We start from the raw sequence: 17,124 nt of genomic DNA, 5'->3' as shown, positions 1-17,124 counted from the left end.
TAATGTCAAATTGGGACACTAAATTCTTGAAAAAAGGTTACACTTTTGATGACGTACTGCTTATTCCTGCGGAAAGTCATGTTCTACCAAACAACGTCAACTTGAAGACGAAATTGGCTAAAAATTTGACATTAAATATTCCAATCATCACTGCAGCTATGGATACAGTAACAGATAGTAAGATGGCTATCTCAATTGCTCGTGCAGGTGGCTTGGGTGTTATTCACAAAAACATGTCTATTGCGGAACAAGCTGAAGAAGTTCGCAAAGTAAAACGCTCTGAAAATGGTGTAATCATTGATCCATTCTTCTTAACACCAGAACATAAAGTTTCTGAAGCTGAAGAATTGATGGAACGCTATCGTATCTCAGGTGTTCCAATCGTTGAGACACTTGAAAATCGTAAATTGGTTGGTATTATCACAAACCGCGATATGCGCTTTATCTCTAATTACGAGACACCAATTTCAGAACATATGACTTCTGAGCAATTGGTCACTGCTCCAGTTGGAACAGATCTTGAAACTGCTGAAAGCATTCTTCATGAGCACCGCATTGAAAAGTTGCCTTTAGTTGATGAAGAAGGTCGTTTGTCAGGACTCATTACTATTAAGGATATCGAAAAAGTTATTGAGTTTCCTAATGCAGCTAAGGATGAATTTGGTCGTCTATTGGTAGCAGGTGCTGTTGGGGTTACCTCTGATACTTTTGAACGTGCAGAAGCTCTCTTTGAGGCAGGTGCAGACGCTATTGTTATTGATACAGCACACGGTCACTCAGCAGGTGTTCTTCGCAAAATTTCTGAAATTCGTGCTCACTTCCCAGACCGTACTTTGATTGCAGGAAATATTGCAACGGCTGAAGGTGCGCGTTCGCTTTATGAAGCAGGTGTTGATGTCGTTAAAGTAGGTATCGGACCAGGTTCTATTTGTACAACACGTGTGATTGCGGGTGTGGGGGTACCTCAAGTGACTGCTATTTACGATGCTGCTAGTGTTGCGCGTGAATACGGAAAAACAATCATTGCTGATGGTGGTATCAAATACTCAGGTGATATTGTAAAAGCACTTGCAGCAGGTGGTAACGCTGTAATGCTTGGTTCTATGTTTGCCGGTACTGATGAAGCACCAGGTGAAACTGAGATTTTCCAAGGTCGTAAATACAAGTCTTACCGTGGTATGGGATCAATTGCAGCTATGAAGAAAGGATCAAGTGATCGTTACTTCCAAGGCGCTGTGAACGAAGCTAATAAACTAGTTCCAGAAGGAATTGAAGGCCGTGTAGCTTATAAAGGTTCTGCTGCTGATATCGTATTCCAATTGATTGGAGGCATCCGCGCAGGTATGGGTTATACAGGAGCAGAAGATATCCAAGCTTTACATGACAAAGCTCAGTTTGTTGAAATGTCAGGTGCAGGGCTTATAGAAAGTCACCCTCATGATGTTCAAATTACAAACGAGGCGCCTAACTATTCAGCTCATTAAAAGACACAAAAGTACTTGCCAAGAGGCAAGTACTTTTGTGCATCAATATTTACATTAAGTTTACAATACATTCACGACAATAGAGTTGTTAATATAGGATTTAGAAGAAAGTTGTTTACAAGATATCCAATATTTATTGTCACAGTTGTCAACAAAAAAAGCAGTTCATTAATCGACTTGCTTTTCATAAATAGTACCATTCTTAACTAAGAAGGTCTTTAAATTGGGTGGTAGGTTGCTAAGATGATCGAGTGAGGTTGTCGTCATGAAAGTTTGGACCTCTTCATCAATACTTTCTAGCAATTTAAGTTGACGGTGATTGTCAAGTTCACTCATGACATCGTCAAGGAGAAGAATAGGAAATTCCTCTGTCACTTTTTTAACCAGAGCAATCTCAGCCATTTTTAATGAAAGAATAAGGCTACGTTGCTGCCCTTGACTACCGAAAGATGCGTTCATGTCATTAATGTAAAATCTTAAATCATCCCTATGTGGACCAACACCGGTATTCTTTTTGAAGATATCTCTTTTGTGATTCTGGTTTAATGTAGTTAAAAATGCTTCTCGAATATCTTTGCTATTTTGTATTGGGATGTTAGATTCATAGGAAATTTTAAGACGCTCAATCTGATTTGAGAGAATACTATGATGTCCATCAGCTTCCTCTTCTAATTGCTTGATAAATTCTAGTCTATGTTTAATAACTCGTGCTCCAAAATCGGCAAGCTGTTCATCTAAAACTGAGAGGAAATTAATGTCTACCTTGTCAGTAGATTTGAGATAGGCATTACGCTGCTTAAGAACATGATTGTAATTTGATAGGTCTGAGAGGTAAACAGGCTTAATCTGTCCTAAATCAATATCTATAAATTTACGTCTTAGACTTGGAGATCCTTTTACAAGCTGTAAATCCTCAGGAGCAAAGAGTACCACCGTCATGTGACCTATATAATCAGATAATTTTGCCTGCTTGAGGTAGTTAACCTTTGTAACTCGTCCCTTATTAGATAAGTTGATTTCCAGAGGTAGATTTCCACTATGACGACGCACGATGCCGTTTAGTTTAAGACTATTTTGCTGGAACTGAATTAGTTCCTTGTCTAAATGGGTCCGATGACTACGTGTTAAGGCTAGAAAATAGATAGCTTCAAGAATATTTGTTTTTCCTTGGGCATTTCGTCCAAGAAAAATATTGAGATGTGGTGAAAAGCTCACAGAGGCTTCAGAATAATTTCTAAAGTGTTGAATATCAATTTTTTCAAGCCACATGGTTAGATTCCTGGGAAACGGACAGGTTTCCTTTTTGTTTTATTACTTTCTTTTGTTTGGTGTTTTTTTTGTTTCTTTTTGTTATCTTTATTCATTTTTTTTACAATAGCATAAAAACGTGCTCTCTCAGCGACTTCTTTTTTATGTTTTTCAATTTCACTTTGTGTAGGAACTACGATAGTAATTTCAAGCTCTTCAGACGGTATGGTAATAACATCTCCATAACGAAGTTTTTTTCCACGCCGTTTTTCCTCCTCACCGTTGAATAAAACAACATTGTTAGCTAAAAAGCCCTTAATAGCTCCACCACTGTGAATGATGCTTAATTCTTTTAAAAGTGCCTGTAGTGTTATGTATTCATCAAATAATTTATATTCCATAGAACCTCAACTTTCTCTTGAGATAAGATAGCATAAAAATGGTATAATTGAAAGCATAAACTTTCTAGAGGTTATCAATGAAAATTGCTGATGGTGTATATGTACACTTCATTCCAACACAAAAATATAAAACTAACCGTATTGTTTTTCGAATGACAGGTTCTTTGAATAAACAAACAATTGCTAAACGGGCTCTAGTTTCACAAATGTTAGCTACAGCTAATCAGACATATCCAACAGTACAGTCTTTCAAAGAGAGATTAGCTTCACTTTATGGGACACAGTTATCAACTAAAGTGTCAACAAAAGGGTTGACACATAGTGTTGACATAGAGTTGACATACCTGAAAGACTTCTTTATTCCAATGAATAAAAGTTTATTTTGGGAAGTCTTAGGTTTTTTGATGGATTGTCTTTACAATCCATTGTCAATAGTAGCGCAATACCAAAACAAAGTATTTGACATAGAAAAACAAAATTTAATGACCTACCTGGATGTTGATACAGAGAATAATTACTACTATAGTGAAGTTCAGGGACGAGAGCTTTACTTTGTAAACGAGGCTTTGAAAGTTCCCAAGTATGGGCGAGTAGAGCTTGTTGAAGCCGAGACATCGTTTACAACTTATCAAGAATTTCAAAGCATGTTAACTAAAGATCGAATTGATATCTTTATGGTTGGGGAATTTGATGACTATCAAGTACTCCGAGGTTTACACAGATTTCCTTTAGAGGGACGCCAAGTTGATTTACAGTTTAGTTATAATCAACCTTATTCTAAAGTTGTGAAAGAAAAGATAGAGACTAGACAGACTAGTCAATCTATTTTACAGTTAGGTTATCAATTTCCTTGTCATTATGGAGATAAAGATTATTTTGCTTTAATTGTATTTAATGGCATGTTGGGTGAATTTGCTCACTCAGCTTTATTTACAAAGATTCGAGAAAAAGAAGGATTAGCTTATTCAATTGGTAGTCAATTTGATGCCTTTACAGGTTTACTAGAAATTTACGCTGGAATTGAAAAATCTAATAGAAATCAAGCTATGCGAGGGATTATCAGAGAGTTGAATCACATTAAATTAGGACGTTTTTCAAGTTCCCTTTTTAATCAAACCAAAAAAATTATACGGATGAATGCCCTTCTCTCTGAGGATCATGCATTAACACTAGTAGAACAACATTTTAATAAGGTTATTTTTGGCGATAAAAATATCTCATTAGAGGATTGGTTAGATAAAATCGAGAAGGTTACTAAAAAAGATGTTTGCCGTATAGCACGTCAAGTCAAGCTACAAAGTTTGTTCTTTTTAGAAGGAGTGTCTTAGAATGGCTGCTGCTTTGAAAAAACGTTATTATCCAAAGATTGCTGAAGAAGTTTATTTAGCAACTTTAGATAATGGTATGTCGTTATCTATTATCAAGAAAAAAGGATTCTTTGAAAAAGCTGCCTTTCTGTCTACAAATTTTGGGGCACTAGATAATCACTTTTATATTGATGGTAAGTTGCAGACATACCCTGCTGGTATTGCTCATTTTCTTGAACACAAGTTATTTGAGGATGATCAGGGAAGGGATGTTACATTGGACTTTGTAAAGCTAGGAGCTGATGTCAATGCTTTTACCACCTTGGATAGGACAACATACTATTTTTCAACAATTGATCACTTTGAGGAGTCACTGGAGCTTTTGCTGAAGTTTACAAGTGAGTTTACAAGTTCCGAAGATACTGTCAACCATGAAAAAAGAATTATTGAACAAGAAATAAACATGTATCAGGATGATCCTGATTATAGAGTTTATTTAGGGTGTTTACAAAGCTTGTATCCCAATACTATATTAGGTCAAGATATTGCTGGAAGTATTGATAGCATTAAAAAAATTACTGCAAAGGATTTAAAAAATAATTTTGATTATTTTTATAGACCGGAGAACTGTCATCTTGTCTTAATAGGCAATTTTGACATTGAACAAATTTACAGATTTGTAAACGAAACGCGAAGTGAATTTACAATACCTCATAAAACAGTTGAAAAAGAAAAGCAACCCATTGAGGAGAATATCCAAAAGTTAGATAGTCTTCAAATGGACATCTCGATTTCAAAACTAGCCATTGGTTTTAAGAACGTCCATTTTTCCGATAATTATATGAGAGAGAGCATATTGGTACAATTGTTATTTAATTTATTGTTTGGATGGACATCGCCTTATTATAAAAATTGGTATGCTGAAGGAAAAATAGATGAGTCTATGTCAATTGAATATGAGGTATCTAGTAGATATTCATTTGTTATTATGACTATGGACACTGCAGAACCCATCCGTATGTCAAGTTTAATTCGTCAAGTGATGACATCGGCAGATAAACAAAGATTGTTGACAGAAGAAGCATTGGATCTACAAAAGAAAGCTTTGTATGGTGAATTTTTACGTAGTTTAGACAATATTCAGAATTTAGGTAGCCAGTATTTAGCTTACTCAGATGATGGCAAAACTTACTTTGATTTTGGTCAGGAATTGATGAGTATTACTTCTAAGGATTTGAAGAATTTTTTTAATCACTATCTCTCAAATATGGTGATTACCGATTTTGTTGTCTTCCCTAAATAAGTAAATATTTGCTATAATATAAACACTAAAACAAAGAAGAATATTAGAAAGGGGAAAAATGAAGCGATACTCTCTTGGTGAGCAATTACGTGCAGCACGAATAAAAAAAGAATTAAGTTTATATGATGCAGAAAAAGTTTCAGGGGTTGAAGCGCAGTATCTTCTAGCTATGGAAATGGATCAACTTAAAGCTTTACCCAAGGACATTCAGCAAGAAGCACTTGAAAAGTACGCTACTTCGGTTGATTTAGATGGAAAACATCTGTACGAAGAGCAGAAAAAGAATGAGCGAAAAGTTAAAGAAGAAAAGAAACAAGTTGAACGTAAGGAAGATATTTTAGATACTAAAGTCCCCATGTCACGTTTTTCAAAACTTAAACGTGAAGAAAAAAGAAAGTCTAACTATATCCCTTTACTAATTCTGAGTGCGGTTTCATTACTTATCATCTGTTCAGTTGGATATATTATTATTAGACACCTTTCTAACCAACCTCAGGTGATTAAGCCCAATACTATCTCTACAGCTAATCACTTATCAATTGCAAGTGGAGCTAAGTCGTCTCGAAGCATTTCTGAGGTTACAGTATCGGGGGCCAATTTTACAACAACAACTCAAGGAAATCAATTAATGGTTGATTTCTCCAATGTAAAATCTTCAGTAGTTTTAGAAGTGGAGTTATCAGAAAATAGTAACGATACATGGTTTTCTGTAGATAACTCAGATACTTCAGAGAGTTATTATCTTTCAAAAACTAATAAATCAAAATACTCTTTGGATCTTTCTGATAAAATCAAAACAACTCAAATTATTATCGCTCAACCTTCAAAAGTTACTCTCAAGGTAAATGGAGAGTCACTTGATTTATCTCAACTAGATCAAAATACACCTAGCTACCTAACATTAAGAATCCAATAGAATCGAGAAGAAATGTTTAAAAAAGAAAATTTACCTAACTTATTGACACTTGCTAGAATTATCTTAATTCCCATCTTTTTATTGATGACATCACTTGCGTCGAGCAATGTGATGCATATTGCGGCAGCAGTTGTTTTTGCCATTGCTAGCATTACAGATTATTTAGATGGCTATTTGGCACGAAAATGGCATGTTGTTACTAATTTTGGGAAATTTGCAGATCCTTTAGCGGATAAAATGTTGGTAATGTCAGCTTTTATTATGTTAGTAGGTATTAATCAAGCACCTGCTTGGGTTGTTTCAGTTATCATCTGTCGGGAGTTGGCAGTTACAGGACTTCGTCTTTTGTTAGTCGAAAACGGTGGCACAGTTCTCGCTGCAGCTATGCCTGGTAAGATTAAAACAGTGACTCAGATGTTATCTATTATTTTGTTATTGTGTCATGTGCATTTTGTAGGGACAATCATGCTGTATGTAGCTTTATTCTTTACGATTTACTCAGGCTATGATTATTTCAAGGGTGCAGGTTTCTTGTTTAAGGACACCTTTAAGTAGTACGATAAACCAATGATTGAAATAAAAAATTTAAAATTTAAATATAATCAAGATCAAACCTCCTATACCCTGAATAATGTATCGTTTCACGTGAAACGTGGGGAATGGTTATCCATTGTAGGCCATAACGGATCTGGAAAATCCACGACAGCACGTCTAATTGGCGGACTTTTAGTGGCAGATTCTGGGCAGATCATTGTTGATGGTCAGGAATTAACAGAAGAGACTGTCTGGGATATTCGTGATAAAATTGGTATGGTTTTTCAAAATCCAGATAATCAATTTGTTGGAGCTACTGTTGAAGATGATGTTGCTTTCGGTCTTGAAAATAAGGGACTTCCCTATAAAGAGATGGTTTCTAGAGTTCAAGAGGCATTGTCTTTTGTAGGCATGATGGATTTTAAGGATAGAGAACCAGCCAGACTATCTGGAGGTCAAAAACAACGTGTGGCTATTGCTGGAATTATTGCCATGAGACCATCTATTTTGATTTTGGATGAAGCAACAAGTATGCTTGATCCAGAAGGTCGCCAGGAATTAATTCAATCTATTGAGGATATTCGTCAGCAATATGGAATGACTGTTTTATCAATTACTCATGATCTCGATGAGGTTGCGATGAGCAACCGTGTTTTAGTTTTAAAACAAGGTAAAGTGGAGTCCATCTCAAGCCCTCGTGAACTTTTTAGCAGAGGCTCAGAGTTGGTTGACTTAGGTCTTGATATCCCTTTTAGTGCGTTACTAACTCAGAAACTTAAAAATCAAGGTTTGATAGATTGTGAAGGCTATCTGACAGAAAAGGAATTGGTAGAACAATTATGGGAATATATCTCGAAAATGTAAGTTATACCTATCAATCGGGTACTCCTTTTGAGAGGCGTGCCCTTTTTGATATGACAGTTACGATAAAAGATGGTTCGTATACAGCCTTTATTGGACATACAGGGAGTGGTAAATCAACGATTATGCAGTTGCTGAATGGACTTTATTTACCAACTAGTGGTCAGGTTAAAGTTGATGACACTATTATAAATAGTCAATCCAAGAATAAGGAAATAAAGCCAATCCGTAAAAAGGTCGGTTTAGTTTTTCAATTTCCGGAGAGTCAGTTATTTGCAGAAACTGTTTTAGAAGATATTGCTTTTGGACCTCAAAATTTCGGAGTTTCTAAGGAGGAGGCCGAACAGCGTGCTCTGGAAAGTCTAAGATTAGTTGGTCTCTCAGATGAGTTACGTGATCAGAATCCTTTTGATTTATCGGGAGGGCAGATGCGACGTGTTACTATTGCAGGTATTCTAGCTATGCAACCAGATATTTTAGTGTTGGATGAACCGACTGCTGGTCTAGATCCTCAAGGACGAAAGGAGTTAATGTCACTCTTTAAGCAGTTACACCTTTCTGGAATAACGATTGTCTTGGTTACACATTTGATGGATGACGTTGCAGATTATGCAACAGCTGTAAATGTTATGGAAAAAGGGCGCCTAGTATTGTCAGGAACTCCTAAAGATGTTTTCCAAAAAGTCGCTTTTCTCAAAGAAAAGCAGTTAGGTGTTCCTAAAATCACAGAGTTTGCGCTACAACTGCAAGAAAAAGGTTATAGCTTTGAAAGTCTTCCTATTACAATAGAGGAATTCGTAGAGGTGTTGGTTCATGGATAAGTTAATTATTGGGCGTTATATTGTTGGTGATTCTTTTATACACCGATTAGATCCTAGAAGTAAATTATTAGCAATGCTGATTTATATTATCGTCATTTTTTGGGCTAATAATCCTGTAACTTATGCTGTGATAACTCTATTTACACTTTTCTTGGTTTTCTTGTCTAAAATCAAGCTTGGTTTCTTTTTGGGTGGTATTAAACCAATGATTTGGATTATGTTATTCTCTACCCTGTTTCAAGTTTTCTTCAATACAAGAGGGAATGTGCTTTGGTCCATCGGATTTTTTAAGATTACGGAAGTTGGTTTAAATCAAGGTTGGATGATATTTCTCAGGTTTATACTCATTATTAGTTTTTCCACCTTACTTACTTTAACAACTACGCCGTTAAGTTTATCTGATGCAGTAGAGTCACTTTTAAAACCGCTGACTATTTTTAAAGTACCGGCACATGAAATTGGTCTAATGTTATCTTTGAGTTTACGTTTTGTACCAACCTTGATGGACGATACAACGCGTATTATGAATGCTCAGAAGGCGCGTGGTGTTGATTTTGGTGAAGGAAATATTATTCAAAAGGTTCGGTCAATTATACCAATCTTAATTCCTTTGTTTGCATCTAGCTTTAAACGAGCAGATGCTCTGGCTATAGCTATGGAAGCCAGAGGTTATCAGGGTGGTGAAAGGCGAACAAAATATCGTCGACTTTTATGGAACTGTCGAGATACCTTGTCAATTATTGCTATTTTAGCTTTAGGGTTAATACTTTTTTATCTTAAGAGTTAATTCGTAAAAATGAATAAAAACTAGGTCTTAAGACCTAGAAGTATTTGAAGAACGTCTACGTAGGCGTTCTTTTTCGTCTAATCTCAATCTACCTGTAATATTTTTAATATCACTAACAAGAAGATGTTATATTTGCACGGTATTATAGATACATGGTTATAGTTCTTCAGCTTAATCTGGATTAAAGAATCCCTATAGTGAATAAGCCAGTTGATTAACTATTAACCTATTGGTCATAAATAAAATAATTTAATAACTTTTACTAATATGGATTGGACTATAAATAGATAAAGGAGCATTGTCATGCAAACAAAGAATACATTTAACACTAAAAAACTAGGTCTTTTTGGACTTGTTACAGTGGCAACACTTGGAGCAACAGCTTTAGCTAATGCAGAAACTTACACAGTTCAAAAAGGAGATACCCTTTCAGCTATTGCTAAGAAGAATGGTACGACAGTGGACGAAATCGTCTCAAAAAATGGCATCCAAGATGCTAATAAGATTTATATTGGTCAAAAATTAACGATTAATGAAACTACTGAGGAGCCAGCAGAGACACCTGCTTTAGTAGAAACATCAACAGATTCTACCCAAAGTGAAAGTAACCAAACGACCGACACAAATCTTTCTTCTTCAGAGGCAGCTGCTAAGGAAGAAATCGCTCAACGTGAGTCAAGTGGTAGCTACACAGCCCAAAACGGACAATATTATGGACGTTATCAATTATCTTCATCATATTTGAATGGTGATTTTTCTCCTGCGAACCAAGAAAAAGTAGCAGATAATTATGTAGCAAGTCGTTATGGTTCATGGACAGCAGCTCTTGCTTTCTGGAACGCCAATGGCTGGTACTAAAATTTTGTCATTGAATTGTGAGAAAATAAAGTAGAAACTCATACAAATAAGAGAAAAAATGCCAGATTTTTGGTGTTTTTTTATTGAAATGATAAATCATTGTAACATTAGGCATAATATGAATAATCGGCAGTAATATTACTAGGTTATGATAAATATAACTAGAAGAAACTAGGAGAGATTAATGTTTAAAAAAAAGTTATAAGGGACGTCGTATCAAATTAACAGTAAAAAAATCATTGGCGGTACCAGTAGCAATTGTAACGAGTTTTAGTGTCATTTTGGCAGTTTCACTCTCTCCTTTAGTTAATAAAGGATTGGTTAACGCATTCTCGGATTCAGTTATACCAACTCCTTCAACAACATCAACAACGTCAGAATCAACAGCAGATTTGGTGAAATCAACAGAGGTTAGCTCAAGCAAAGAGAATAAAGAAAAGGTTGAAGAAAGTAAAGCTCAATCAGAGACAACGACCGAAACAGTAGGAGCATCAGAAAAACCTCAATCAGAGTCTGCTACAACAGCAAGCATTGACGCTACGTTTACTCAAAATAATGGAGCAGCTTCTTCGGTTGCTGCTTCGACTACTGGAAATGGTTTAGTTATTATCTCAAATGGCAACACTGCAGGAGAAATCGGTTCTTATGCAGCAGTACAGATGGCAGCAGTAACTGGAGTCCCACAGTCAACCTGGGAGTCGATTATTGCGCGTGAATCAAATGGTGATTATACTGTAGCAAGCAGTTCAGGGGCATCAGGTCTCTTCCAAACAATGCCAGGATGGGGTTCAACTGCAACAGTTGAAGATCAAATTCAATCAGCCTTGAATGCCTATAACGCACAAGGATTGTCAGCTTGGAATTACTAAGATTTATAGAAGTTGGGAGGGATCTTTCAGCTTTTTATTTCGGATATTAGTAATCGTTTTCACGGAGCTTTTTGTTATAATGGGGAATGAAAGGTTTAGCAATGAAACAATTTTTTAAATCAAAAGAAAAGCCATGGGTTCCCCTTATTATTGTATCTTTTGCTGTGTTATTGGTTACGCCACAATTATTTACAAAAAAAGTCATTTTAGGTTCAGATTCCGTTTTTCACTATAATAGGTTTTATGAAGCCGCTATGCAATTAAAGAATGGTAACTTTTCTTACTTTTTATCTTTGTATGGCTTCCAACAGTCAGGCCGCATTGTCAATGCTCTTTACGGTCCTTTTTTTGCTTATTTACAAGGAGGACTTGTTTTAATAAGTGGCACTTGGTTTCGTTATCAGATTGTGTCGAGGATACTACTACATATATTAGCTGAGTCCTCAATGTATGCTTTGCTCAAGCAGTGTAAAGTTAAGACTACCATTGCCTTGTCATTAGGTTTACTCTATGCTACAACATTCTCTATCCAGTACTGGACGATGCGTCAGGGGTTTTCTAGTTGGGGAGCAGCTTTATTACCTTTTTGTTTTATCCCAGCAATTCGCTACATTTTTTATCAAAAAGTAGAACCAATTAGACTTGCCTTATCCATGGCCTTGATTTTTCAAGTTCATGTGCTTAGCGCTTTAATGTTAGTGATGATGTATATTCCTTTCTATCTTTACACCTTTGTAACGTTATCCGTCGCTAAGAAGAAGGAAACCTTCTTGCAAGTCTTTATAGCAGTCATTCTTTTCCTCTTGCTGACTGTCAATGTCTGGTTAATACTCCTATATTTGAGAGGCACGAATCATCTTTTAGATCCATTTATAAATAGGGAAATAGGTAAGAATGGAATTGATGGAACAGCAAGATACTGGCTATATACTCCAATTTCCTTAATGGTGTTACTCGTTTTACAGTTTGTTTATGCTATTTTGAATTGGAAGAAATTGGCCAAATGGAAAAAAATATTGCATTTTATCTATTTTGTCTTCTTTTTTTTATCAACAGGTCTTTTTCCGTGGCAGTATCTAGTAGAAAATGGAAATACATTTGCTGAACTGATTCAATTTCCATTTAGATTCTTTGTTCCTGCTACCATTTTACTTTTAGCAATTACGGGGTTAACGGTCACGCGATTTGTAAACTGGCGAAAAAGTATTGCTGTTTTACTCTTTGCCTTTGCGGGCATTGGTCTCATTCAGAATATGATGGATACTACCGATCGTGTAAAAACTGCGGCACAAGATGGTGAACTTATTACCATTGTTAAACATACTTACGTTGAAGGAGATTACCAGACGATAAATCTTACTATGGATGACAGTGATTTGTCACAATTTTTAAATTTAGTTGTTAAACCAACACCAGATTATGTTCCAATTTATGGGACAATAGGTAAGCAGAATACTTACGATCTTTATTATAAAAATGTTGTTAAGAATCAGAGTGCAGAAAAGATGCTCGAAGATGGTTATCTTGTATTAACTTGGCAAGCTGCTGAAGGAGAGGAGTTAAACTTACCAATAGTTGTCTATAGAGATTCCATCTTGACACTAAATGGTCAAGAACTTAACAAGGCTGATTATAGATTGTCAACGATAGGTACACCAATAGTTTCATCACAAAAAGGGCAGAATAAACTGGTGTTAAGTTACCAAGAACCGAGATGGTTAGTTATAGCCGTATGGATTCCAATAATAATCTGGGGAGTAATATCTTTACAGTGGGTTTACATTAAAATAAATATAAAAAAGGTTCCCTAGTGTAACCCTTTTGCATTATTCTTTAATCATGATATAATTAAGTTTGCGTGCTTTTACGCTTCAAAATCGACCTTCAAATCGATATTTGAATAACTAGACCCTTCAAGTCTATGTTAAATTTTATTTGATGGGAGGAGTTATCAATGACTGATAATTCAAAAACACGTGTTGTTGTCGGTATGAGTGGTGGCGTTGATTCATCAGTAACAGCTCTACTTTTAAAAGAGCAAGGCTATGATGTAATTGGTGTCTTCATGAAAAATTGGGATGACACAGATGAATTCGGTGTATGTACAGCCACCGAAGATTATAAAGATGTGGCGGCAGTAGCTGATCAGATTGGTATCCCGTATTACTCTGTTAATTTTGAAAAAGAGTACTGGGACCGTGTATTTGAGTATTTCTTAGCAGAGTACCGCTCAGGGCGTACCCCTAATCCAGACGTTATGTGTAATAAGGAAATCAAGTTCAAGGCTTTCCTCGACTATGCTATGTCATTGGGAGCGGACTATGTGGCTACAGGGCACTATGCTCAAGTTGTTTGCGATGAAAATGGTATTATCCATATGTTGCGTGGTGCAGATAACAATAAAGATCAAACCTACTTCCTTAGTCAACTTTCGCAAGAGCAGTTGCAGAAAACGATGTTTCCTTTAGGACATCTACAAAAGCCAGAAGTTCGTAAGATTGCTGAACGTGCAGGTCTTGCAACAGCCAAGAAAAAAGATTCAACAGGAATATGTTTTATTGGTGAGAAAAACTTTAAAGAGTTTCTTAGTCAATACTTACCAGCTCAAAAAGGCCGTATGATGACCGTCGATGGTCGTGATATGGGTGAACATAACGGACTCATGTATTACACCATTGGTCAACGTGGTGGTATGGGTATTGGTGGCCAAAAAGGCGGAGATAATGCTCCTTGGTTTGTAGTAGGGAAAGATCTTTCTAAAAATATTCTTTACGTGGGTCAAGGTTTCCACCATGAGTCGTTGATGTCAACTTCACTTGACGCTTCAATGATTAACTTTACTCGAGACATGCCGGAAGAATTTGAAATGGAATGCACAGCAAAATTCCGTTATCGTCAACCTGATAGTAAAGTTACTGTAAAGGTTAAGGGTGATAAAGCAGAGGTTGTTTTTGCTGAAACTCAGCGTGCTATTACACCTGGTCAAGCCGTTGTTTTCTATAATGGTCAGGAATGTTTGGGCGGCGGTATTATTGATCAAGCATATAAAGACGGAAAAGTTTGTCAGTATATCTAACTGGAGTTAAGTAATAACGAAGAGTTCCCAATTGTTTTATGCATTTATGGCATTTTTCGCTATAATGAATCCAATTTCAAATCTTCCTGCTTACATGGCTTTAGAGTGCAGACTCTAATCAAATTGTGATTGGAATTGACAAAACAATTTGATTTGATAAAATAATTTTAACAATAGTCATGATGGTCAAAGCTCATGGATGTTGCAGGTTTTTTGTCCTGCACTTCTTGCGAGTTTTGACTATTTTTGTGTTGTTTTAAGGGAGGAAAAAATGCAACATCAGGATTTTCGGATGAAAATTGATTCCACTGTTTTTGGTGTGAGAGCGACTGCTTTGATTGTAAATGACAATCGCTTGTTAGTCGTAGAAGATGAGGACAGTTTTTATACAATTGGGTGTGCTATTCAAGTGTATGAAGCTACTGAAGATGCTGTGGTTCGAGAAGTAAGAGAAGAACTCGGTGTCGCATCTAGAGCTGTTCAGTTAGCTTTCATTGTTGAAAATCGCTTTGAACAAACTGGGGTCCATTATCATAATATCGAGTTCCATTATTTAGTGGACTTGCTAGAAGATGCCCCTTTAACCATGCAAGAAGATGCGAAGCCATTACCTTGCCGGTGGCTTGCTTTAGATGACCTACATACTGTTAATCTGAAACCGGCATTTCTAAAAGCCGCCTTACCAGAATGGGACGGACAATTACGACACATTCATCTTAAAGAGTAGGAGAAAAAATGACTTATAATTTTATAGAAGAGTACGATATTATTGTAATCGGAGCTGGTCATGCGGGAGTAGAAGCCTCCCTAGCTGCAGCCCGCATGGGATGTAAGGTTTTATTAGCGACTATTAACCTAGAGATGCTGGCATTTATGCCATGTAATCCTTCTATTGGAGGATCGGCCAAGGGTATTGTTGTCCGTGAGATTGATGCCCTCGGCGGGGAGATGGGTAAAAATATTGATAAAACTTATATTCAAATGAAAATGTTGAATACTGGTAAGGGTCCTGCTGTCAGAGCTTTACGTGCACAAGCAGATAAAGCCTTGTATGCTATGACGATGAAGCATACAGTTGAGCGTCAGGAAAACTTAACTCTCCGTCAGTCAATGGTTGATGAAATTTTTGTTGAAGATGGTAAGGTAGTTGGTGTCAGAACAGCCACAAATCAAAAATATGGAGCTAAAGCGGTTGTTGTAACAACAGGAACGGCTTTGCGTGGTGAAATTATCCTAGGTGAGCTCAAATATTCATCAGGTCCTAATAATAGCCTTGCATCTGTTACATTGGCAGATAACCTGAGGGATCTTGGCCTTGAAATAGGAAGATTTAAAACGGGTACCCCTCCTCGTGTTAAGGCATCATCAATTGATTACGAAGAAACTGAAATTCAACCAGGTGATGAAAAGCCAAATCATTTTTCATTCTTGTCGAAAGATGAAGATTATCTTCAGGATCAAATACCTTGTTGGCTAACTTATACGAATCAAGAGAGCCACGATATTATCAATAATAATTTACACCGTGCACCAATGTTTTCAGGTATTGTCAAGGGTGTAGGACCTCGTTATTGTCCATCAATCGAAGATAAAATTGTCCGATTTGCCGATAAGAATCGCCATCAACTTTTCCTTGAACCTGAAGGAAGAGATACTGAAGAAGTCTATGTGCAAGGCCTGTCAACAAGTCTGCCAGAAGATGTTCAAAAAGAGTTGATTCACTCAATTAAAGGTCTCGAGAAGGCAGAAATGATGCGAACTGGTTATGCGATTGAATATGATATCGTGCTCCCTCATCAATTACGAGCAACACTTGAAACGAAGTTAATTTCAGGTCTCTTTACAGCAGGACAGACCAACGGAACTTCTGGATACGAGGAAGCAGCAGGTCAAGGTCTAGTTGCTGGTATCAATGCAGCTCTGAAAGTTCAAGGTAAACCTGAGCTTATTCTCAAACGTAGTGATGCCTATATTGGTGTAATGATTGACGATCTTGTCACGAAAGGAACCTTGGAACCATATCGTTTATTAACTTCACGCGCAGAGTATCGACTTATATTACGTCATGATAATGCTGACATGCGCTTGACACCTATTGGTCGAGAAGTTGGCTTGGTTGATGATGAACGTTGGAATATCTTTAAAATTAAGAAAAATCAGTTTGACAGAGAGTTGACACGTCTGTCAAAAGAAAAATTAAAGCCTATCAAAGAAACAAATGAAAAAATTCAAGCTCTAGGATTTAAGCCTTTGACAGATGCCATGACAGCCAAAGAGTTTATGCGTCGACCTGAGATTGATTACGCTACAGCTACTCAGTTTGTCGGTCCAGCTGCAGAAGATTTGGATGCTAAGGTTATAGAGTTACTTGAAACTGAAATCAAGTACGAAGGGTATATCAATAAAGCTTTGGATCAAGTAGCTAAGATGAAGCGAATGGAAGAAAAAAAGATTCCGGAAAATATTGATTGGGATGCTATTGATTCTATTGCAACTGAGGCTCGTCAAAAATTTAAGAAAATAAATCCTGAAACCATTGGTCAAGCAAGCCGTATCTCAGGGGTTAATCCAGCAGATATCTCTATTTTGATGGTTTACCTTGAAGGCAATAATAAAGCTCGACGTAAAGTGGATTAACAGTCGTAACACTTGTAAAAGC

At 36.6% G+C, this 17,124-nt stretch carries 16 protein-coding genes; 14 read left to right on the top strand and 2 right to left on the bottom strand.

Going from position 1 to position 17,124, the window contains the following annotated elements; genetic code table 11:
• Positions 1–2 precede the first annotated feature (2 nt).
• Entirely contained in the window at positions 3–1,484 is a 1,482-nt protein-coding gene (gene guaB / locus E3C75_RS01870) for an IMP dehydrogenase (RefSeq protein ID WP_111679763.1), read from the top strand.
• A 168-nt stretch (positions 1,485–1,652) separates the two neighbouring features.
• On the opposite strand, the gene recF is transcribed toward guaB, so the two are convergent.
• On the bottom strand, positions 1,653–2,753 hold the full coding sequence (gene recF / locus E3C75_RS01865; RefSeq protein ID WP_111679762.1) for a DNA replication/repair protein RecF: 1,101 nt from the start codon (positions 2,751–2,753) through the stop codon (positions 1,653–1,655).
• A 2-nt stretch (positions 2,754–2,755) separates the two neighbouring features.
• Positions 2,756–3,133 carry a S4 domain-containing protein YaaA gene (yaaA, locus tag E3C75_RS01860; protein ID WP_084829189.1) on the bottom strand — a complete coding sequence of 126 codons (378 nt, stop codon included), beginning with the start codon at positions 3,131–3,133 and terminating at the stop codon, positions 2,756–2,758.
• Positions 3,134–3,210: 77 nt separating this feature from the next.
• On the opposite strand from yaaA, the gene yfmF reads away from it, so the two are divergent.
• The 13 genes from yfmF (at position 3,211) to mnmG (ending at position 17,102) form a co-directional block, all read left to right on the top strand.
• On the top strand, positions 3,211–4,461 hold the full coding sequence (gene yfmF, locus E3C75_RS01855) for an EF-P 5-aminopentanol modification-associated protein YfmF (protein ID WP_111679761.1): 1,251 nt from the start codon (positions 3,211–3,213) through the stop codon (positions 4,459–4,461).
• Position 4,462: 1 nt separating this feature from the next.
• On the top strand, positions 4,463–5,743 hold the full coding sequence (yfmH, locus tag E3C75_RS01850; RefSeq protein ID WP_133264060.1) for an EF-P 5-aminopentanol modification-associated protein YfmH: 1,281 nt from the start codon (positions 4,463–4,465) through the stop codon (positions 5,741–5,743).
• A gap of 58 nt (positions 5,744–5,801) precedes the next feature.
• Positions 5,802–6,659, top strand: coding sequence for a helix-turn-helix domain-containing protein (locus E3C75_RS01845; protein WP_084829187.1), 858 nt, complete (start codon positions 5,802–5,804; stop codon positions 6,657–6,659).
• 12 nt (positions 6,660–6,671) lie between these two features.
• On the top strand, positions 6,672–7,214 hold the full coding sequence (pgsA, locus tag E3C75_RS01840) for a CDP-diacylglycerol--glycerol-3-phosphate 3-phosphatidyltransferase (protein WP_084826205.1): 543 nt from the start codon (positions 6,672–6,674) through the stop codon (positions 7,212–7,214).
• A 12-nt stretch (positions 7,215–7,226) separates the two neighbouring features.
• A complete protein-coding gene (locus tag E3C75_RS01835) occupies positions 7,227–8,057 on the top strand; it encodes an energy-coupling factor ABC transporter ATP-binding protein (protein WP_084829186.1) in 831 nt (276 codons plus the stop codon).
• Complete coding sequence (locus E3C75_RS01830) at positions 8,033–8,875, top strand: energy-coupling factor transporter ATPase (protein WP_162173395.1); 843 nt, start codon at positions 8,033–8,035, stop codon at positions 8,873–8,875. The genes E3C75_RS01835 and E3C75_RS01830 overlap by 25 nt, the downstream gene beginning before the upstream one ends.
• Entirely contained in the window at positions 8,868–9,662 is a 795-nt protein-coding gene (locus E3C75_RS01825) for an energy-coupling factor transporter transmembrane component T family protein (protein WP_111679759.1), read from the top strand. The genes E3C75_RS01830 and E3C75_RS01825 overlap by 8 nt, the downstream gene beginning before the upstream one ends.
• Positions 9,663–9,965: 303 nt before the next feature.
• The gene (gene apf / locus E3C75_RS01820; RefSeq protein ID WP_100262447.1) at positions 9,966–10,520 is read left to right on the top strand and encodes an aggregation-promoting factor; all 555 of its coding nucleotides are present in this window, start codon (positions 9,966–9,968) and stop codon (positions 10,518–10,520) included.
• 239 nt (positions 10,521–10,759) lie between these two features.
• Positions 10,760–11,389: a lysozyme family protein gene (locus E3C75_RS01815; RefSeq protein ID WP_084829939.1), complete on the top strand. Its 630-nt coding sequence runs from the start codon at positions 10,760–10,762 to the stop codon at positions 11,387–11,389.
• Positions 11,390–11,490: 101 nt separating this feature from the next.
• Complete coding sequence (locus E3C75_RS01810; protein ID WP_111679787.1) at positions 11,491–13,200, top strand: glycosyltransferase family protein; 1,710 nt, start codon at positions 11,491–11,493, stop codon at positions 13,198–13,200.
• 143 nt (positions 13,201–13,343) lie between these two features.
• The gene (gene mnmA, locus E3C75_RS01805; protein ID WP_111679758.1) at positions 13,344–14,465 is read left to right on the top strand and encodes a tRNA 2-thiouridine(34) synthase MnmA; all 1,122 of its coding nucleotides are present in this window, start codon (positions 13,344–13,346) and stop codon (positions 14,463–14,465) included.
• 271 nt (positions 14,466–14,736) lie between these two features.
• Positions 14,737–15,192, top strand: a complete 456-nt coding sequence (locus E3C75_RS01795) for an NUDIX hydrolase (RefSeq protein ID WP_111679757.1) — start codon at positions 14,737–14,739, stop codon at positions 15,190–15,192.
• An 8-nt stretch (positions 15,193–15,200) separates the two neighbouring features.
• The gene (mnmG, locus tag E3C75_RS01790; RefSeq protein ID WP_111679756.1) at positions 15,201–17,102 is read left to right on the top strand and encodes a tRNA uridine-5-carboxymethylaminomethyl(34) synthesis enzyme MnmG; all 1,902 of its coding nucleotides are present in this window, start codon (positions 15,201–15,203) and stop codon (positions 17,100–17,102) included.
• Positions 17,103–17,124 lie beyond the last annotated feature (22 nt).

This window comes from Streptococcus thermophilus (assembly GCF_010120595.1).
Lineage (GTDB): Bacteria > Bacillota > Bacilli > Lactobacillales > Streptococcaceae > Streptococcus > Streptococcus thermophilus.
Note: the sequence above shows the minus strand (reverse complement) of the source record. Positions and strands in the feature narration are given on the sequence as shown.